Origin of the sequence: Sporosarcina sp. SG10008, assembly GCF_044569405.1 — a bacterium.
Taxonomy (GTDB): Bacteria; Bacillota; Bacilli; order Bacillales_A; family Planococcaceae; genus Sporosarcina; species Sporosarcina psychrophila.
Genome location: NZ_CP172607.1, coordinates 2,104,033 through 2,122,467 on the forward strand (window position 1 = coordinate 2,104,033; position 18,435 = coordinate 2,122,467).

21 protein-coding genes are annotated in these 18,435 nt (G+C 42.8%); all 21 read right to left on the reverse strand.

Features of this window, described 5'->3' with window-relative positions; all coding sequences use genetic code 11:
* Nucleotides 1-9 precede the first annotated feature (9 nt).
* Nucleotides 10-1,317, reverse strand: coding sequence for a 3-phosphoshikimate 1-carboxyvinyltransferase (aroA, locus tag ACGLYD_RS10210; protein WP_340742313.1), 1,308 nt, complete (start codon nucleotides 1,315-1,317; stop codon nucleotides 10-12).
* 17 nt (nucleotides 1,318-1,334) lie between these two features.
* Nucleotides 1,335-2,435: a prephenate dehydrogenase gene (locus ACGLYD_RS10215; protein WP_399632792.1), complete on the reverse strand. Its 1,101-nt coding sequence runs from the start codon at nucleotides 2,433-2,435 to the stop codon at nucleotides 1,335-1,337.
* Nucleotides 2,432-3,532: a histidinol-phosphate transaminase gene (gene hisC, locus ACGLYD_RS10220; protein WP_399632793.1), complete on the reverse strand. Its 1,101-nt coding sequence runs from the start codon at nucleotides 3,530-3,532 to the stop codon at nucleotides 2,432-2,434. The genes ACGLYD_RS10215 and hisC overlap by 4 nt, the downstream gene beginning before the upstream one ends.
* A gap of 28 nt (nucleotides 3,533-3,560) precedes the next feature.
* Nucleotides 3,561-3,923: a chorismate mutase gene (aroH, locus tag ACGLYD_RS10225; protein WP_067213969.1), complete on the reverse strand. Its 363-nt coding sequence runs from the start codon at nucleotides 3,921-3,923 to the stop codon at nucleotides 3,561-3,563.
* The gene (gene aroB, locus ACGLYD_RS10230) at nucleotides 3,923-5,029 is read right to left on the reverse strand and encodes a 3-dehydroquinate synthase (protein ID WP_067210364.1); all 1,107 of its coding nucleotides are present in this window, start codon (nucleotides 5,027-5,029) and stop codon (nucleotides 3,923-3,925) included. Before aroB ends, aroH begins: the two co-directional genes overlap by 1 nt.
* 1 nt (nucleotide 5,030) lies before the next feature.
* A complete protein-coding gene (aroC, locus tag ACGLYD_RS10235) occupies nucleotides 5,031-6,212 on the reverse strand; it encodes a chorismate synthase (protein WP_187045132.1) in 1,182 nt (393 codons plus the stop codon).
* Between the two features lie 114 nt (nucleotides 6,213-6,326).
* Complete coding sequence (locus ACGLYD_RS10240; protein WP_338656362.1) at nucleotides 6,327-7,097, reverse strand: protein-glutamate O-methyltransferase CheR; 771 nt, start codon at nucleotides 7,095-7,097, stop codon at nucleotides 6,327-6,329.
* 103 nt (nucleotides 7,098-7,200) lie between these two features.
* On the reverse strand, nucleotides 7,201-7,647 hold the full coding sequence (gene ndk / locus ACGLYD_RS10245; protein WP_067210372.1) for a nucleoside-diphosphate kinase: 447 nt from the start codon (nucleotides 7,645-7,647) through the stop codon (nucleotides 7,201-7,203).
* Nucleotides 7,648-7,732: 85 nt separating this feature from the next.
* On the reverse strand, nucleotides 7,733-8,713 hold the full coding sequence (locus ACGLYD_RS10250; RefSeq protein ID WP_067210375.1) for a polyprenyl synthetase family protein: 981 nt from the start codon (nucleotides 8,711-8,713) through the stop codon (nucleotides 7,733-7,735).
* Between the two features lie 24 nt (nucleotides 8,714-8,737).
* Entirely contained in the window at nucleotides 8,738-9,436 is a 699-nt protein-coding gene (locus ACGLYD_RS10255; protein WP_340742317.1) for a demethylmenaquinone methyltransferase, read from the reverse strand.
* Between the two features lie 18 nt (nucleotides 9,437-9,454).
* Nucleotides 9,455-10,189 (reverse strand): heptaprenyl diphosphate synthase component 1, encoded by a 735-nt coding sequence (locus tag ACGLYD_RS10260; protein WP_399632794.1) that lies wholly within the window; start codon nucleotides 10,187-10,189, stop codon nucleotides 9,455-9,457.
* 50 nt (nucleotides 10,190-10,239) lie between these two features.
* Entirely contained in the window at nucleotides 10,240-10,461 is a 222-nt protein-coding gene (gene mtrB, locus ACGLYD_RS10265; RefSeq protein WP_067210381.1) for a trp RNA-binding attenuation protein MtrB, read from the reverse strand.
* Between the two features lie 68 nt (nucleotides 10,462-10,529).
* Nucleotides 10,530-11,099, reverse strand: a complete 570-nt coding sequence (gene folE, locus ACGLYD_RS10270) for a GTP cyclohydrolase I FolE (protein ID WP_067213970.1) — start codon at nucleotides 11,097-11,099, stop codon at nucleotides 10,530-10,532.
* A 177-nt stretch (nucleotides 11,100-11,276) separates the two neighbouring features.
* Nucleotides 11,277-11,549, reverse strand: a complete 273-nt coding sequence (locus tag ACGLYD_RS10275) for an HU family DNA-binding protein (RefSeq protein ID WP_067210384.1) — start codon at nucleotides 11,547-11,549, stop codon at nucleotides 11,277-11,279.
* Between the two features lie 162 nt (nucleotides 11,550-11,711).
* Nucleotides 11,712-13,190 carry a stage IV sporulation protein A gene (gene spoIVA / locus ACGLYD_RS10280; protein WP_067210387.1) on the reverse strand — a complete coding sequence of 493 codons (1,479 nt, stop codon included), beginning with the start codon at nucleotides 13,188-13,190 and terminating at the stop codon, nucleotides 11,712-11,714.
* A gap of 77 nt (nucleotides 13,191-13,267) precedes the next feature.
* Nucleotides 13,268-13,984, reverse strand: coding sequence for a hypothetical protein (locus ACGLYD_RS10285; protein WP_067213971.1), 717 nt, complete (start codon nucleotides 13,982-13,984; stop codon nucleotides 13,268-13,270).
* 5 nt (nucleotides 13,985-13,989) lie between these two features.
* Nucleotides 13,990-14,184: a DUF2768 domain-containing protein gene (locus tag ACGLYD_RS10290; protein WP_370570004.1), complete on the reverse strand. Its 195-nt coding sequence runs from the start codon at nucleotides 14,182-14,184 to the stop codon at nucleotides 13,990-13,992.
* A gap of 183 nt (nucleotides 14,185-14,367) precedes the next feature.
* Nucleotides 14,368-15,390, reverse strand: coding sequence for an NAD(P)H-dependent glycerol-3-phosphate dehydrogenase (locus ACGLYD_RS10295; protein ID WP_067210392.1), 1,023 nt, complete (start codon nucleotides 15,388-15,390; stop codon nucleotides 14,368-14,370).
* A gap of 33 nt (nucleotides 15,391-15,423) precedes the next feature.
* Nucleotides 15,424-16,734: a ribosome biogenesis GTPase Der gene (der, locus tag ACGLYD_RS10300; protein WP_067210395.1), complete on the reverse strand. Its 1,311-nt coding sequence runs from the start codon at nucleotides 16,732-16,734 to the stop codon at nucleotides 15,424-15,426.
* 415 nt (nucleotides 16,735-17,149) lie between these two features.
* The gene (locus tag ACGLYD_RS10305) at nucleotides 17,150-17,377 is read right to left on the reverse strand and encodes a transcriptional regulator (RefSeq protein ID WP_335339499.1); all 228 of its coding nucleotides are present in this window, start codon (nucleotides 17,375-17,377) and stop codon (nucleotides 17,150-17,152) included.
* Nucleotides 17,378-17,613: 236 nt separating this feature from the next.
* Complete coding sequence (locus tag ACGLYD_RS10310) at nucleotides 17,614-18,303, reverse strand: N-acetylmuramoyl-L-alanine amidase family protein (protein ID WP_187045136.1); 690 nt, start codon at nucleotides 18,301-18,303, stop codon at nucleotides 17,614-17,616.
* Nucleotides 18,304-18,435 lie beyond the last annotated feature (132 nt).

Here is an 18,435-nt window from a genome sequence, read left to right on the forward strand (position 1 = left end):
ATCAAGCTGTTATCCTTTTGTATTTATAGAAACAGCGAGCTTTTCCAAGTCTGTGAAAAATCCTGGATATGAAATAGCTATGCATGACGGATCTTCGATTTGGATTGGAGCTGAGGCGACAAGTGCTGCAATTGCAGCCATCATACCCAATCTATGATCGCCGTACGAAACAAGTGTGCCACCCGAGAGTTCCGTAGGTCCATGAATGATCATCCCATCGTCCGTCGCTTCGATATTTGCACCCAATTTTTTCAACTCTGTTGTTACCGCAGCAATTCTATCTGTCTCTTTGACCCGTAGTTCCCCGGCGTCTTTGATAACTGTTGTTCCTTCGGCCTGCGTTGCGAGCAATGCGATAACAGGCAGCTCATCGATGAGCCTTGGTATTAAGTCCCCACTGATTTCAGTACCATGCAAACCTTCGTAGGATACTTTTACAGTACCATACGGTTCGCCAGCCCCGTTAACTTCTTCAAGGATTTCAACACAAGCACCCATATTCGTAAGCACGTCCAATATCCCCGTCCTTGTCGGATTAAGCCCGACATTCGTAAACGTAACGGAACTTCCCTTAATCATTGCAGCTGCAACCATGAAAAATGCCGCTGATGAAATATCACCTGGAACTAACACATCTTTGCCCCGGAGCACATTCCCGCCCTTGACACTAACTTTAGTTCCGTCCACCTGAACCTCTGCTCCAAATTGCTGCAGCATACGTTCAGTATGGTCGCGCGAAACTGTCTCCTCACTAATAACAGTTGTCCCTTCCGCATTCAAACCAGCAAACAGAATAGCCGATTTAACTTGGGCACTGGCAACAGGCATGTCGTATTCAATTGCAGAGAGCGGTCCACCCGTAATTGTGAGTGGCAGGAGATTGCCATCTGGTTCTCCTACTACAGAAGCTCCCATGGACGACAAGGGTAGTGTAACTCTATTCATTGGACGCTTTGATAGTGATTCATCGCCTGTCAGAACAGACTTGATAGTTGAGCCCGCAAGTATTCCAAGAATTAGACGTGCTGTTGTCCCAGAATTACCTGCATAAAGTTCCTCTGACGGCGTTTGCCACCCTTGCATTCCAGGGCTATCTACCGTGACGTTAGTACCATCCCTTTCAATTGATACGCCGAGTTGTCGAAAAATATCAATTGTTCGTAGGCAATCTTCTCCGTCCAGGAATCCGGTAATTTTTGTTTTACCTTCGGCGATGGAACCGAGCATCACGGCCCGGTGCGATATCGATTTATCACCTGGAACTACCACATTACCCTTCAATTCTGGTTTATTGAACGCCACTAGTTTCGTCTCCACCAAGAAAAGCCCCCCATTCAAACTATGTACATGCTAAAATTCATTGTTTTGGAAAGAGCGGATTTTGCTCGTTCCCGGTCATCAGTAGTTTGGAAGCTGATAACAAGTATTCCAAAGACATCCGTCCGCGTCTCAACGATTCGGATATTTGTTAAACTGATCCGTTCATCCGCAAGTATTTTTGTGATTTCCGAAATGATACCAGGGTGATCAGGAATATCAATATGCAAATCGAATGTCATATAGAATGCACCCTGAGACGTAATCGGTAAGTCGTCTCGGAACTGTTTCGCCCCTGCAAAATAATTATATATTTCGTCGGGGTCATTCGATTTTAGCATATTTCGAACATTTTCCATCTCTTCAAGCCATCCGTCCAGTTGCTTTAACAACTCTTCCCTGTTCTGCGTCGTAATATCACGCCACATGATGGGATCTGCAGATGCAATTCGAGTCAAGTCACGAAACCCGCCCGCCGCAAGTTTTTTAACAAACGGTTGCTCTTCTTGTTGTGCTGATAGCCTTCCAACGAGCGAAGAAGCGACGAGATGTGGAAAATGGCTAACGATTGCCGTCATCCGATCATGTTCTTCAGAATCAAGCACGACAATTTTCCCTTTCGTTGGACCAAGTAGAACGCGGAGCTGTTCGACCTTTGCACTGTCTGTTTGTGAATCTGGTGTCAATATGTAATACGCATTTTCAAATAGATGCTCTTTAGCCGCAGTTACTCCACTTTTATGAGAACCCGCCATTGGATGGCCACCGATAAATGTAATTCCACGTTCAAGCAAATGTTTTGCAGCATCCATTATTGGACCTTTTGTACTGCCCGTATCCGTCATAATAACGTCAGTTCTCAATTTCCAGTTGACCGCTTGATGCATCATTGCAACCGTCGTATTGACCGGCGTTGCAAAGATGATGACATCCGCATGTTCACATGCATTCTCAATAGATGTGGCAATTGTATCAATGATCCCCCTACGGAAGGCTTGTTCCAACGTACTGAAGGATCGGTCGTACCCCGTTACTTGCAGACCGGGGTTACGTTTCAAAGCAAGCCCGAGCGAACCACCAATCAGGCCAAGTCCAATTATCGCGATATTCGGTTTCATACGGCTGAACCCTCGGATTGCAACAACGTATCAAATGCTTTGAAGAAGTTACTAGTCTGTTCTTCTGACCCAATTGTCACCCTTATATAACCGGGGGTTCCAAGTGCATTTCCGCTTCTAATGATGAATCCCTGCTGCAACAGCTTTTCTGAAGCATCATCTGCATCACCTGGCACTGCAATTAAAACGAAATTTGTTTCGGAATCGAATAAATGCAGTTTATTGTCCGAAGCATACTGTGTAAACCGTAGCCTTTGTTCATGATTCAGGTTACGACAATGTTCGATGAATGCTTCATCTTCGAGCGCTTTTTCCGCAACTGCTAGACCAAGCGAGTTATTGTTGAACGGGCTCCGCACTTTATTGAGATTAGAAATGACCTCCGGGTGACCAATTGCATAGCCAACTCTGAATGCAGCCAATCCGTACGCTTTGGAAAACGTCCGTAAAATAATGACATTCGGGAATTTTTCCAGCCATGAAATCGAGTCGATATGCTCAGAGCCAGTAATGTATTCGAAATACGCTTCGTCAAGAACGACTAGGATATTTTCTGAAACTTGTTCAAGGAATCCTTTTAACGTGTCGCTAGGAATCAAGTTACCAGTCGGATTGTTCGGATTGCATAGCCAAGCAACCGAAGTCTCACCATCGATAGCTCCCAAGAACCCCTCCAAATCATGATGACCATCCTTCAGCGGTACTTCCCGGATTTCGGCACCTTCTATTCTTGCATTATGAGCATATTGAGGGAATGTCGGTGTCGCCATAACAGTATTTACTCCTTTGCCAAGGAGCGCTCTTGAAATGATCATAATGATTTCATCTGACCCATTTCCGAATAACAAAGAGGTTTCGTCAACTCCGTGTTTCTCCGCAAGTTTCTTCCGTAGTCCCCCCGCATAGCCGTCTGGATACAATTCATGTTGGATTGCGGCTGATGTCAAATAGTCTCTGACGGATGGTGCACAGCCATACGGGTTTTCATTTGAAGCAAGTTTTACAACATCATCCAGACCGTATATTCGTTTTGCTTCGTCAATCGATCTACCTGGTTTATAAGGTTGCATACTATCAAGCGCTTTTTTCCAGTTCATAAAATTCCCTCCGGTCAATAGATATGGGTTATTTTTGTAAATCCGGTCGTAACTTAACTGCATTTTTTTGATAAATATGTTTTACATAACGTTGCGGAATATCAGTATTCACATGCATAAGCGCTCTGATGCATAATGGCATTGCTCCCGGGACGTCCATCTCATGCGTACACATAACCGGTACGTATATCCATCCATCAATCGACCGAACTGCTTTTGCAGGAAAGGTCGATTTGATGTCCGTCGTAGTAGAGATAAGTACCGAAATGATATCCCCAGGTAAAACACTGTTCTCTTTCGCCATTTCTTCGACCAACGCTTGCGTCGCTTCAAGAACAGCTTGTTCTTCGTCGTTCTCGACTGTCGTTGCTCCCCTTAATCCTCTTACCATCATTTCTTCACATCCCCTTTCGTTCTTTGTCTCAATTGATGGAATGCTTGTTCACATTGCGCTTTTGACAGTTCTTTTACATAGGGTTTTCCTATCCCATCAAGCAAAACAAAATTAAGCTTTCCGAAAGAGACTTTTTTATCTTTTTCCATGTAATTCATAAATACATCGAATCCATGTTCATGAACCGGTTGGAATGTATAGCCATGCGTATTTGCAAATTGAATGAATCGAATTGTCAACGCTTCATCAACCGCGCCAGTGTCTTCACTTAAAATAAGACTGTATACCATGCCAATCATAACCGACTCTCCATGGCTTAAACCACCGAAACCACATACACCTTCTACAGCATGGCCGAATGTATGACCGAAGTTTAGATACTTTCGAGTCGAATGCTCAAATTCGTCTTCTGAGACAATTTTCGCTTTAACTTCGATTCCCCGTAACAATTCGCGTGATAACCATTCAATGCTTGGTTGAGAAAAGGAAGGGGTAGACAATAGCTCAAGCGTCCATTCCTCATTTGAAATAAGCGCGTGTTTCAACAATTCTGCCATACCCGATCTGATTTCTCGAGGCGGAAGCGATTCGAAGAGCCTTGTGTTGAATAGAACTCCGACTGGCTGATGAAAAGAGCCTACCATATTTTTCCCTTCCGGCATATTGATTGCCGTTTTGCCCCCCACTGCACTGTCATGAGCCAAGATTGTTGTAGGACATTGCAAGTACCTAATCCCCCTCATGAATGTCGCAGCGACGAACCCAGTGAGATCACCGCATGCGCCTCCCCCAAATGCGATAAGGAGAGAATCCCTGGTGAATTTTTCATTTAACAAAAAAGATAGGCAATCGACATACACAGCGGATGTTTTACAGCTTTCTCCAGCTGGGACTGTTTTTACACTAATTTCACAGTTTACAGACTGCAACGACTTTTGTAGCAGCGGCAAGTAGATAGCTGCTACCCGCTCATCCGCAATGATAGCAATTCGGTCGACTGTGCCTAGAAGTTCAGCATATTCTGTGGCGAATAGCTCGTACGTATCTTGACCTATATGGACGTTATATTGATGATCCCGGACAGCAACTGTAAGTTTCCCCATATTAAAACTCCTTTACATACCGTCTATATTCTTCAATATCCTTTTTTAGACCGTCCATCGTGTCCGAACGGAATTCTTCCATAATGGCTTTCGCCATTTCAGTTGCAATGACATGTTCTGCAACAACAGAAGCTGCAGGTACCGCACAAGGGTCTGAACGTTCGATTGTAGCAACAAACGGTTCTTTCGTATCAATATCGACACTTTCAAGCGGCTTGTACAAGGTAGGGATAGGTTTCATGACGCCCCTGACTACAATTGGCATACCTGTCGTCATTCCACCTTCAAGGCCACCCAATCGGTTTGATTTACGGAAATAGCCTTGTTCTTCACTCCAAACAATTTCATCATGCACTTTACTGCCTGGCATTTTTGCCATTTCAAACCCGAGTCCAATCTCAACGCCTTTAAATGCATTGATGCTCATCATCGCTCCCGCAAGCTTACCGTCCATCTTCCGATCGAATTGAACATAGCTCCCGATTCCAGGTGGACATCCTTCAATAACCACTTCTACGACGCCTCCAACCGTATCTCCACGGCCTTTCGCATCATCAATTGCTTGGACCATCAGTTTCGAAGCCTCAGGGTCTGCACAGTAGACAGGGTCATTCTCGATGATATTGCGGAGCTCTTCCGTCCCTTTTCCTGCATATGTATCTGGATTTGTTGTGAATCCCCCAATTTCTGTTACATGTGCGACAGTTTCGATACCCAGTTCGCGTAGGAACTGTTTTGCGACCGCACCGATTGCCACACGCATCGTCGTCTCACGCGCGGACGATCGTTCTAGAACGTTGCGCAAATCTCGATGACCGTATTTCATGCCGCCCACAAGATCTGCATGACCTGGTCTTGGACGCGTTATTTGTCGTTTCACATCTTCTGGCTTAACATCATCAGCGAGTGGTTCTACCCCCATAATCGATGTCCAATGTTTCCAATCATCATTAACAACAGTCAACGTCACCGGTGACCCAAGTGTTTTACCATGGCGGACACCTGATGAAATGACAACCTGATCTTTTTCTATTTGCATACGTCTTCCGCGCCCATGCCCACCTTGACGCCTTGAAAGTTCCCCATTTATCATTTCAGCAGTCAATTCCATTTGAGCAGGTAGCCCTTCAATGATTGCTGTTAGTTGCGGACCGTGTGATTCACCGGCTGTGAAATATCTCATTCCATTTCCTCCTCCGACGAATGGATTAACATTCGTTTTATAGCACTCTACCAAAGTAAGATGCTTTTGACTATATGTTTATATTAAAAATATCCGGAAAGTTATCCGGATATTTTAAATTTTCCTATAAAAGAATGTGTCTTCTGATTCTAATCCGTATTTTGAAGGATTGAAAATCTGTTCTGTACTTCCCACAAAAAGAATCCCACCCTGTTTCAGCGACTTGGAGAAGTTCGTGTAAATCTGATCTTTCGCTTCTTCTGTGAAGTAAATCATTACATTGCGACAGACAATTAAATCGAACCCTGTATCGTATCGGTCTTCTAACAAATTTTGTTGCTTAAATGTCACAGTCCGTTTGATGTCATCCTTCACCTGATAAAAATGACCTTCATTGACAAAATGCTGTTTCACGATTGAGGTAGGCACTTCCTTCAAAGCTCTTTCAGGGTATAAACCGACTTTCGCTCGTTCAATGACGCCTAAATCCAGATCTGTCGCCAAGATTGATATATCACGCAGTGGCACATGTGATAATAAAACGAGTGCTATCGAATATGGTTCTTCACCCGTGGAACAGGCAGCACTCCAAATCTTCAGTTTTTTACTTTGAGCAAGGAGCTTGGGGAATATCTTCTTTTCCAGCACGTCCCAGCGCTGGGCATTGCGGTAGAATTCAGAAACGTTGATGGTCATCCGATCAAGGAATTCCTCAAGTAGCTCTTTATCATTATGTATAGCTTCATAATACTCTATAAAATTTCGGTACCCTCTTTTCTCATATAGAGAAGTGAGTCTTCTTTTCATCTGTGCTTCTTTATAAAGTGACAGATCGATACCCGTCTTTTTCTTGACGTTTCCAATAAATACAGCATAATCCGGCAACCTGCGTCCCCCCGTTCATATATTCTTACTATTATAACGGATTGGAACCCATTTCGAAAGAACAAAAACAGCCTAGCGAAATTCGCAGGGCTGTTTAAGGTAATTAATTGATCCAGTTGTTCATTGATTTGTCATAAGTAACAAGTTCTTCTTCCTTGAAGAAAAGACCGATTTCACGAACAGCTGATTCTGGAGCATCTGAACCGTGAATGATGTTTTTGCCAACAGTAACAGCGAAGTCACCGCGGATTGTTCCAGGTGCAGATTCTTTCGGGTTCGTTGCGCCTGTCATTAGACGGCCAACTGAGATAACGTTTTCGCCTTCCCAAACCATTGCGAATACAGGACCTGATGTGATGAAATCAACAAGCTCGCCGAAAAAAGGACGCTCTTTATGTTCGCCGTAGTGTTGCTCAGCAAGTTCTTGTGAAATTGTCATAAGCTTAGCGCCTACAAGTTGGAAACCTTTACTTTCGAAACGACCCACGATTTCACCGATTAGATTACGTTGTACGCCGTCTGGTTTAACCATTAAAAATGTTCTTTCCATATTTAACACTCCTTCTTATATATGTATCAGGATTTCTCCTTTTCGATCGTACCACCCGATGCCTGATTTTTCAACTGTTAATGCACTAATACTTACGTCTGCCAATGAAAGCAGATATTTGCATGAATGCCTTTTTAGCATTTGCATCACCATCAGGCAACTCATTTATTTCATCCATTGCTTTTTGCAAATACAAATCGCTCACAGCTTGCGCCATCTGAATGGCCTCTGTACCGCGAATATAAGTCAACATTTCTTCACGATCAGATTCCGTTAAAGTCCCGTCAAACGACCGCTTCATATAAGGTTGGAAATTCACATCGTCTTTTATGTATAGGATGGGCAAAGTCAGATGACCATTCAACAGATCACTGCCTGCCGGTTTTCCAAGCTCTTCATCCGTTGATGTAATGTCAAGAATATCATCGACAATTTGAAAAGCCATGCCTGCAAAATAACCGAAGCGACGCAATTTCCTTACATTCGCAGGGTCCGCTCCTGAAACAAGCGCACCAAGTTCACAACTGGATGACAGGAGAAGTGCGGTCTTTCGTTTAATGCGGCGCAAATAATCCCGAATCGTCTGATTGGTTTTTCGCTGATGATCAATCTGGATGACTTCACCTTTACAAATTTCAAGCATAGTCTCTGCAAGTAGCTGATGAATAGCAGGAATTTCAATCTCACCTATCGATGTAAGTGCACGTGAAAAGATGAAGTCCCCCGTATACATCGCAATTCTGTTATCCCAACGCGCCCTTACTGTTTCGAGGCCACGACGCATATCTGAATCATCGATAACATCATCATGGACAAGAGACGCCATATGGACAAGCTCAAGTGAGACAGCTACCTTTGCCACATCCTCCAACGAATAGTTGCCAAACTTGGATGACAGGATAACAAAAATAGGTCGAATCCTTTTTCCACCCGCACGAAGCAGGTGAAGTGATGCTTGCCGAATGATAGGGGAAGATGAATTGAGGGATCGTTCAAGTTCCTTTTCTATATAAGCGAGATCCTTTCGAAAATCACCATAAAGTGACAATAACTTCAATTTCTCCAAAACGATTACCTTCCCCTGCTGTCTTTATTGTTTATATCCAACGTGACCAGCCGCGGCGCCGCCACTGTATGACTTAAAGGACACTTCAGTGAAGCCCGCTTCCGTAAATAGCTGGGCAAGTTGTTTCATCCCTGGAAAATCATTTGCCGATTCTTGAAGCCATGAATATTCTTTGTAACTTTTCGCGAAAATTTTCCCGAGAACGGGCATGATGAAATTGAAATAAAATCGGAATAATTGCCTGTAGCCTGGAAGTTCAGATTGAGAAGTTTCTAGACATGCAATCATTCCACCAGGCTTTAAGACACGATTCATTTCTTTTAATACTGTTAAATAATCCGGTACGTTACGCAATCCGAAACCAATTGTAACAAAATCGAACGAGTCGTCAGGGAACGGCAATTCCATCGCATTCCCTTGTACAAGCGTAATAGTTGGATATGCTGCAACTTTCGGCCGGCCGGCTTCTAACATGCCTTCACTGAAATCGAGTCCTGTCACATGCCCAGAGGCACCTGTCGCCTCTGCAATAGCGATTGTCCAATCAGCAGTTCCACAACACACGTCCAATGCACGAGCACCTTCGTGGACGTTCATGCGTGACATGATGTCATCGCGCCATTTCTTATGTTGGTTAAAACTGATCACGGAATTCATCTTATCGTAATCGACGGATATTTTTTCAAAAACGGTGTGGACTTTCTGTTCTTTTGATATCGACAAGAGTTATACCTCTTTTCTTCAATTCAGTTTACCAATTAGCGGTGTCACTAGGTTACGGATTTTTCGCTGTAAAAAAGGCTGAAGATAATCTGCTGCATCAAGTGCTTTTTGCATTTCAGCATGAAGCTGAAAAACCGCATGATCCGCATCAGCAGCATTCATTGTGCGGCGTGAACGCTTATCCGAAATAGAATTGCATTCAGCACTCCCTTCTTCAAACCATAAAAGCGACAATGCTGCACTGGCTAGCGGGACATATTGTGCAAATCCGAATGTATATAAAAAATCAGTTATACACCCTGCTTCGATGATTCTAACTGTTTCAATCAACTTTTCAGGTCCATTTGGTAATTGGTCGTGAAAAATCGTTTTTGTCTCGTTGATTTGTCCAATTGTTTCAGACAAGGAACGGATGAAACCAAATTCAGGCAGAGATGCGAGTAGCCGATAATGGATTCCGCTGAAATAATCCCCCGACAAAACAGTAAGTTGCTGTTGCTTTGATGTAGCGTCAGATACATTAATCGAATCATGCGCATCAAAAGCAGCGTGAACAGCACCAACTGCGATTGACGCTGTATGTAAACGATTGTTCCACCTTTCCCCGTTCAACATTGGCAACAGGAGAATAAAGGCTTTTACAGCATCGATTGTTATTTGACCAACATCTCTATCCACAATCGGCTCGCGAATTGCATTCTCTACTTCACCTATATAATTTTCGATATGCAGTTTAATTTTTTGGGTTTCCATCGTCGAATCTCCATTCAAAGACGTCTACGGAAAAGTGTGTCAAATACGAATTAGTCTTTCCCTTCGCTTGACAAGACACCGTATGCGGTATGAACGTCAGCTTTGCCACGTATTTTCATTGCTGACGTATGATCAGTAAATTGTGCGATCATCACTTCACCACGGTCTAATTTTTCCGTATGATGAAACTTCGTATCGTTTCCTCGTGTCAGACCGATTACGTTCACGCCGTCTTCTTTCGCTTTTATAACGATATAGTCGGTTTGTGTCATTTTCACCTCTCCTGTCTATTCTTTTATGGTCTTATCATATCATAGAAAAGGCGTTACTCGCAAAGGCTTCAAGACATCTTTATAAGTGATAGGATCTCAGCCCGTTTCACATCGTCCTGTTCGTAAATACCACGCGCAACTGTAGTCACTGTCTTCGCGCCTGGTTTCTTGATGCCTCGCATCGTCATACACAGATGTTCCGCCTCGATTACTACGTAGACACCAATTGGATTTAGCATTTCCATCATCGCTTCCGCAATTGTGGATGTGATACGTTCTTGAAGTTGTGGCCTTTTGGCAGTCGTTTCGACGGCTCTCGCTAATTTACTCAGGCCGGCAACAACTCCATCACGCGGTATGTATGCAATATGCGCATTCCCAAAAAACGGCACAAGGTGATGTTCACACATCGAGTAGAAAGGTATATCTTTTACAAGTACGACTTCATCGTGATTTTCATGGAACACTGTTTTGAAATAATCCTTAGGGTCTTTATTCAAACCTTCAAATACCTCAGCGTACATCTTTGCGACACGCTTTGGAGTATCTATCAGTCCTTCACGCTCGGGATCTTCACCGACTGCTTCCAGGATCATTGAAACTGCTTTCTCTATTTTCTCGTAATCGACAACATTCATCATTCGAAACCTCCCAATCGGAAATAAAGCCATTCCAACAAAAATAGTAGCATACTCGCCCATTTCCGTACAGTTCGTTCACTCTACATTGGACAATAAGATAAAAATGGAAAGAAGTCCGCCCCAAGTATCTAATGAATTAGATACGACGGACGGACTTCTATGTAAACTTGAGAATTATTTCACTGCGTCTTTAAGCGCTTTACCTGCTTTGAAAGCTGGTACCTTGCTTGCAGCGATATCGATCTCTTCCCCAGATTGCGGGTTACGTCCTTTACGAGCTGCACGCTCACGTACTTCGAAGTTACCGAAACCGATCAATTGTACTTTCTCACCACTTGCAAGAGTAGATTGGATCGTATCGAATACAGCTTCGACAGCTTTTGTAGCATCTTTCTTAGTTAGTTCTGCTGCTTCAGCTACAGAGGTAATCAATTCTGTTTTATTCACACCATTCACCTCCTCTCAAAGGGCATTAGCTAGCTTCTAATACTGTAAAAAGAGTATCACAAGAAAATCCCTGACGCAACAATATTATCGCGTAATCGCTAATATCATGCACTTTTAGCTAAAAAAACGGAAAAAGATCCGCTTTTGACGGATCTTTTTCCTTTAGACGATAAATGTAATCATGCCTTTATTTCCATCATTCACCATCTGTTCAATCGTCTCCCGCAGACGTTTTCTTGCTTTCATCGGAACAGAAGCTGTTTTGAAACGAATGCTTTCTTTCATAACTTCATGGAGCGGTGTTCCGAATAGCTGTGTTTCCCATAATGCCTCTCTATCATGCAAATAAGCATTCTTTAATTCTTTTAATAAATGATGGCTATGAAATTCGGAACCGATTAATGGAGAAAATTCGGCTTCCATATCAACCCGAATAATGTGAAGCGACGGTGCCGTTGCTTTCATGCGAACGCCGAAAAAGTTGTTCTGTTTGATAAGTTCCGGTGCAGAAGGATTGAAATCCTCAATTGTCGGAAGAGCAACACCGTAGCCTTGCTTTCTAGCTGTATCGATTGCTTCCGAGTACATGTCATACGACTTTTTCGCTTTGGCCGCTTCCTGAACAAACAACAACCAGTCTTTTTTCGAGCCGATTTCCTGTCCCATAATTCCTTCACAAATTTCACGGAAAGCCTGTTCATCCATAGTAATTTTCACGATTGCTTTCCCTTTACCAGCATCTACTTCAATGACTTCTGCATGCCTAACATATTTTTCATCTTTTAAACTTTCTGCCAACTCCTGTATTTTACGGATTTTTGATACACCCAAAAATCCTTCGTTAATCACTCTGTCGATGTTGGCATTCAGTTCATGTTCACTTCCGAGCACTTCCATCCAATCTGGTTTTTGGACTTCAATATCAGAAATCGGGAATTCGTACAATGCTTCTTTTAAAATAAGTTGAATTTCCTGTGCGTTTAACTGATCAGCACTTATCGCAATGACAGGAACCCCATATTTTTCATGTAGTTCCTGTTTTAATGCGATCGTTCTGTCATTGGCCGGCATTTTAGAATTCAGAACAATAACAAAAGGCTTACCAATATCTTTTAACTTATTAACGATTTCCTCTTCAGCAACTTGTGCTGCTGCCCGTGGAATATTGTTTACTGTTCCATCCGTTGTAACAAGAATACCAATCGTAGAATGATCACGAATCACCTTATCCGTACCAATACGCGCCGCTTCTTCAAACGGTATTGGTTCGTTGTGCCATGGCGTGTGAACCAATTTCGGGCCATTCTCATCTTCATAGCCTTTTACGCCGTCTATCACATAGCCAACGCAATCTGCAAGCCTGATTTGAAACTTCAGCTCACCATCCCCTACAGATACCGAAGTCCCTTGGGCGGGCACAAATTTCGGTTCTGATGTCATAATAACTGAGCCTGGTGAACTCTGAGGAAGCTCATCCTGCGCACGAATTCGATCCGATGCTTCCGTCATATTTGGAATAACGACTTCTTCCATAACTCTTTTCACGAACGTAGATTTCCCTACACGAACAGGTCCGACGACACCGATATAAATATCACCGTCTGTGCGTCTAGCCAGATTTTCATATAATTCCTCTTTCATTCTATCGTCCTCCTTTAGATGCGCATATTAGTTTATGTAAAAAAAAAACGTTTCATGCACGTGGCATGAAACGTTTTTCATTTTGATTTATTCATGAATATTGGTTCGTTGTCTGCATTCACTGTATAAGGTAATGAATAAGCCGGTAAAACAGGATAGTTATCCGTTAAAAGGTGACGAATATCCTCCCCTGGTTTAACAGTCTGGGTCTTTTCTTGCAACATTCGGTTTAAATCAATCGAATAATCGATGTAAAAAACACCATCCCCACCGATAACAATCGGTAAGATTGCATCTGAATAGGGGCTAGGAACCGTCAGCGGCTCTTTAAAGCCCATTGCTTCGAAATCGACTGTATAGACATGGTCACCCACGGACTCCTTGAATGGAGCTCGACCATTGACGTTTTTCCTTAGGTTTAAATCGCGAATATGTTCCGCTGAGCGCAAATCAACAAGCTTTACCGTTGGAGTCGTTTCAACGTCTATCAACACATATTGATAGATCCCACCAGTTTCATACGCATTTGAAGGCATTTTTTCCGTGTAAGCTGGTACAACTTTGGAGAACTCAATGGGATATTTGATGTAAATATCTGTTTCAAGATCACGTGTTTTGATTGGCAATAATCCTCCCGAATTTTTCTGATAAGCATCAACCGCTTTTTGCATTGATTCCAGCTGATCAGCATACGGGATTTCCTGTCCAGTTGTTTTTTCGGACGGGTACATACATCCAGATAGAACAAAAACCAAGGAAGATATGAAGAGTAACCCGATTTTTTTTACTGACATAGTCATCATGCCCCTCCTGTCGGCCCATTAAATACGAGATAAATCATCGCAAAAAATGAGAAGATTAATAAAGAATAGGCTATTATAGCAAATAGTAATTTCAAAACTTTATTTTGAAGCTTATGCCGACTCACATAAATAAGACCCATGGAAATAACCATGAATCCCATCGCATAGAACGACAGCCACATTTTATCCATCGAGGACAAAGGAAGTCCTCCTTTCGTATAATCAGTATTTAAAAAGGCAGAAGAAAAGGACCAGTGAGCATAGCCCCAAGTCCCTCGCTTGCACGTAATGTGCTGGCTTTTATACGTGTGGAGCGGAGGGGGAGGCTAGCAACGTAATCTGACGTTTTTCACAAGTCTTTTTGAATTACAGAGTCAACGGTTGCCGAAGAGATCTTCAACTTCCTGCTTCTTCATACGGTTCATAAGTTGGTCCACAGCTTGTTTCGGCGGTATTCCTTCAAATAGTATGGAGTACAGTGCCTCTGTGAGCGGCATAGAGACTCCGTGCTGGGCTGCAAGCTGATGTGCCGCTTTAGCCGTCCGTACACCTTCGATGACCATACCCATGCCTGATACGACCTCGTCTAGACTATTCCCTTTTCCGAGCATATTGCCCGCTTTCCAATTGCGTGAATGAACACTCGTACATGTAACAATCAAATCGCCTAGACCTGTCAGACCTGAAAATGTAAGTGGATTCGCACCCATTTTCACGCCAAGTCTTGAAATCTCCGCTAATCCGCGCGTAATAAGCGCAGCTTTGGCATTATCACCATAACCTAGTCCATCAGAAATACCGGCTGCCAATGCAATTACATTTTTAAGCGCAGCTCCGATTTCCACACCAACTATATCCGGATTTGTATAGACACGGAAATAATGGTTCATAAATAGGTCCTGAATCTTTTCTGCCGCTTCCAAATCGAATGATGCAGCCGTTACTGTCGTCGGATGACGCAGAACAACTTCTTCAGCATGACTTGGACCCGAGAGAACAACAATAGCCTTTGTTTTCGAGGAATCTAGCTCTTCCGAAATCATTTCTGAGATTCGTTTTAACGAATCTGGTTCAATACCTTTTGAAACATGGACAATTAATTTAGGGCTAATCGCCATTGCATTCAGTTCAGAACAGACATCACGAATCGCCTTGGTCGGAACAGCGATGATGACAGTATCACTATGCATCGCCGCCGCTTCCAAATCTGATGTTGCTTTCAAATTAGTAGGTAAAGAAATACTTGGTAAATATGACTTATTTGTATGATTTTCGTTAATTTCAGCGGACTGGTCAGAACGCCTCGCCCAAAGTAAGCAATCATGACCATTTTCAGCAAGAACAAAAGCAATCGCAGTTCCCCAGCTTCCGGCTCCGATAACAGTTACTTTTTCCATTTCATACAGACATCCTTTCTCCCGTAACGTCGATCAGCTTCTTGCTCGAGTAATAATCCTGATCGGAGTTCCTTCGAAGCCAAATGACTCCCGAAGACGGTTTTGTAAAAAGCGTTCATAAGAGAAGTGCATGATTTCTACATCGTTCACAAAGACGACGAAAGTTGGCGGTTTAACAGCTACTTGCGTAGCATAATAAATACGCAATCTGCGTCCTTTATTATTAGGTGCAGGGTTTCTTGCAACAGCGTCTTCAATCACTTCGTTCAAGACACTTGACTGAATACGTAGTGCATGGTTCTCATTAATTAATTTAACTTTTTCAAACAACGTATTAACACGCTGTTTTGTTTTTGCTGAAACAAAAGCAATCGGTGCATAATCGAGGAATAGGAAATTATCACGGATATCCGCAATAAACTTGTTCATCGTCTTATCATCTTTTTCGACAGCATCCCACTTATTAACAACAAACATGACGCCTTTTCCAGCATCTTCTGCGTAGCCGGCGATGCGCTTGTCCATCTCACGTATGCCTTCTTCACCATTGATAACGATAAGAACGACATCAGAGCGATCAATCGCTTTTAGTGCACGAAGAACAGCATATTTCTCTACATTTTCATACACTTTCCCTTTTTTACGCATACCAGCAGTATCAATAATTTTATACTTCTGTCCATCATATTCATAAGCCGTATCGATAGCATCTATTGTTGTTCCAGGTATGTCACTAACTATGACCCGTTCCTCACCTAAAAATGCATTGACAAGTGATGATTTACCAACGTTAGGTCTCCCAATTAACGAAAACCGGATGACATCATCTTCAATTTCTTCAGCACCTGGTTCTGGGAAATCATTCGCTACTGCATCAAGCAAATCCCCTAAACCTAGTCCATGCGCACCAGAAATCGGATACGGTTCTCCGAATCCAAGGGAATAGAAATCATAAATCATGTCCCGCATGTCTGGATTATCAACTTTGTTTACAGCAAGTACAATAGGTTTTTTCGTTTTGTACAAGATCTTGGCAACTTGCTCATCAGCATCTGTTACCCCTTCACGACCATTCACAAGGAAAATGATAACGTCCGCTTCGTCTATTGCAATTTCCGCTTGTAATCGGATTTGCTCAAGAAAAGGCTCATCTCCAATATCGATTCCTCCTGTGTCAATAAGGTTGAACTCATGTGCGAGCCAATCTGCGGAGCTGTAAATACGGTCACGTGTAACACCCGCAACGTCTTCTACGATTGAAATTCGTTCACCAACGATTCGGTTAAATATTGTCGATTTCCCGACGTTCGGCCTACCGACGATCGCTACTGTTGGTTTATTCATAATCTAACATCCTTCCAGCTTATCTTCTGCATATTATACACAATAATCATTAACACGTCTAAACAGGCACATTTATAACTGTAAACACTGTCTTTGTCACACTACGACAGTATATCATTTTTACGTGAATTTAACTTACGCAAGACTAAACTATTTGTATGTGGGGCTTTTTGAGAACTTTGAAAATGAAGTAAGTCCTACAATTCATATTAATAATCGAAAGAGCGACTATCCCATTTCTGAGAAGTCGCTCTTTCTTATTATTACCAATTAATTTTCCGCATATCCACTATCACTGCTACTGATTTTCGCGAAGCATAAATGAAACCTGCAGCGCTATACTTTGCGAATTTTAAATTTATTTCTTCTATTAATAACGCAACACTTCATACTACAATCTGTAAACGTCTAACTGTTAGATCACGGATCTTTCTTTTATAATGATGGGAACAAGCGCCAACACGTTGTCGTTTGTAAACGTACGATTCGACTTACGCAGAAAACAGTATGCTCTGAACGATACCTCACCGACATCCAGCACCCTTATTCGCCTCTTACTAATTTGACCGTCATTCGCCTGGTACATCATATCTAATGACTCATTATACTTCATCGACTTGACCAATTGATTACGCACACTCATTCCCTCCCCCCCTCCCTTTCCACCAACATATGGAGCGAACGTTCTTATTATGACAAATAAGAAAAGCACAAGCGCTTGGTAGACCGGAAAAGCACTAGAGAGCCTTAAGATAAAGGAAGGCTAGGTGCTGGAATCTAGACACCGCTCCGCTGAAATCTTATACGTTCTTTTCTTTTGAAAATGACGACTGTCCTTGATGGATTTACCGCCTTTTGATCTTCCCTACCTTAATTACCTCATCTGCGCTGGTCAATAAAGACTTTTAGTGCGAGTGCATCATCTAGTGACAACTTACCTGCCCTAAAGTCCGTTAACCATTTGTCGGAAATTAAACCTTCTTTTACGGCATCCGACAAGTATTGTTCATAAGCAACTTTTAACGTTGCTGAGCTTGGATTAAACATGCGTGCATCCTCCTTTGGTAGCGTTGGGATATTCAATTCTGCCAGACGTTTAACTATGGCATTGCGAACGGTCGTCATACGCCCCTCATCTATGATACGGTGCGGACATTCTTTACCACTCCAATCCCGATGCCATTTAACACGATCTATACCCCAGCTGTATTGCTTAAGTATGCGTGCTATATAGTCGACGGCATTCGCTTCCGCATTAACATACTTTGGACCGCCTGATTGTGAGTAACAGATTTCAATCCCTATGGATTTCCGATTACCTGCCCCTTGACCATCCCCAGCGTGCCAACCGTTGCGTGTAAACGGGATAGCTTGCACTGCATGTTTATCATCGATTGCTACATGATACGACGTCGCAGTTGTGTTCCGCGTCATGAAAGCAATCTCGTTGATTGCCGTCGCATCATTGGCTGTATTGTGGATGGTGATGTATTCCGGCGTCATCGGATACGTTGCTTTCAGAGGATAAAGAGACGTCGGAATGTAGTTGTTGATTATTGTATATGGCATATTATTCACCTTCTTTTTTTACTAAAGCCCTGTCGGCGGAATAAAGGCCTCTTACTAATCCCCCACTTATCACGCCGACAAGAAAATACCTTGCTTACTATTATATGCAACTATTTAGACAACCCCTATGAC

Coding starts and splice junctions, on each gene's coding strand:
- ACGLYD_RS10290 (WP_370570004.1), bottom strand. CDS start 14,184: ATGGATAAAATGTGGCTGTCGTTCTATGCGATGGGATTCATGGTTATT.
- ACGLYD_RS10260 (WP_399632794.1), bottom strand. CDS start 10,189: ATGGAAACCCAAAAAATTAAACTGCATATCGAAAATTATATAGGTGAA.
- ACGLYD_RS10285 (WP_067213971.1), bottom strand. CDS start 13,984: ATGTCAGTAAAAAAAATCGGGTTACTCTTCATATCTTCCTTGGTTTTT.
- spoIVA (WP_067210387.1), bottom strand. CDS start 13,190: ATGAAAGAGGAATTATATGAAAATCTGGCTAGACGCACAGACGGTGAT.
- ACGLYD_RS10295 (WP_067210392.1), bottom strand. CDS start 15,390: ATGGAAAAAGTAACTGTTATCGGAGCCGGAAGCTGGGGAACTGCGATT.
- folE (WP_067213970.1), bottom strand. CDS start 11,099: ATGAATGTTGTCGATTACGAGAAAATAGAGAAAGCAGTTTCAATGATC.
- ACGLYD_RS10310 (WP_187045136.1), bottom strand. CDS start 18,303: ATGCCATATACAATAATCAACAACTACATTCCGACGTCTCTTTATCCT.
- aroC (WP_187045132.1), bottom strand. CDS start 6,212: ATGAGATATTTCACAGCCGGTGAATCACACGGTCCGCAACTAACAGCA.
- aroH (WP_067213969.1), bottom strand. CDS start 3,923: ATGGTAAGAGGATTAAGGGGAGCAACGACAGTCGAGAACGACGAAGAA.
- mtrB (WP_067210381.1), bottom strand. CDS start 10,461: ATGACACAAACCGACTATATCGTTATAAAAGCGAAAGAAGACGGCGTG.
- ndk (WP_067210372.1), bottom strand. CDS start 7,647: ATGGAAAGAACATTTTTAATGGTTAAACCAGACGGCGTACAACGTAAT.
- aroB (WP_067210364.1), bottom strand. CDS start 5,029: ATGGGGAAACTTACAGTTGCTGTCCGGGATCATCAATATAACGTCCAT.
- ACGLYD_RS10215 (WP_399632792.1), bottom strand. CDS start 2,435: ATGAAACCGAATATCGCGATAATTGGACTTGGCCTGATTGGTGGTTCG.
- hisC (WP_399632793.1), bottom strand. CDS start 3,532: ATGAACTGGAAAAAAGCGCTTGATAGTATGCAACCTTATAAACCAGGT.
- ACGLYD_RS10305 (WP_335339499.1), bottom strand. CDS start 17,377: ATGAGTGTGCGTAATCAATTGGTCAAGTCGATGAAGTATAATGAGTCA.
- der (WP_067210395.1), bottom strand. CDS start 16,734: ATGAATAAACCAACAGTAGCGATCGTCGGTAGGCCGAACGTCGGGAAA.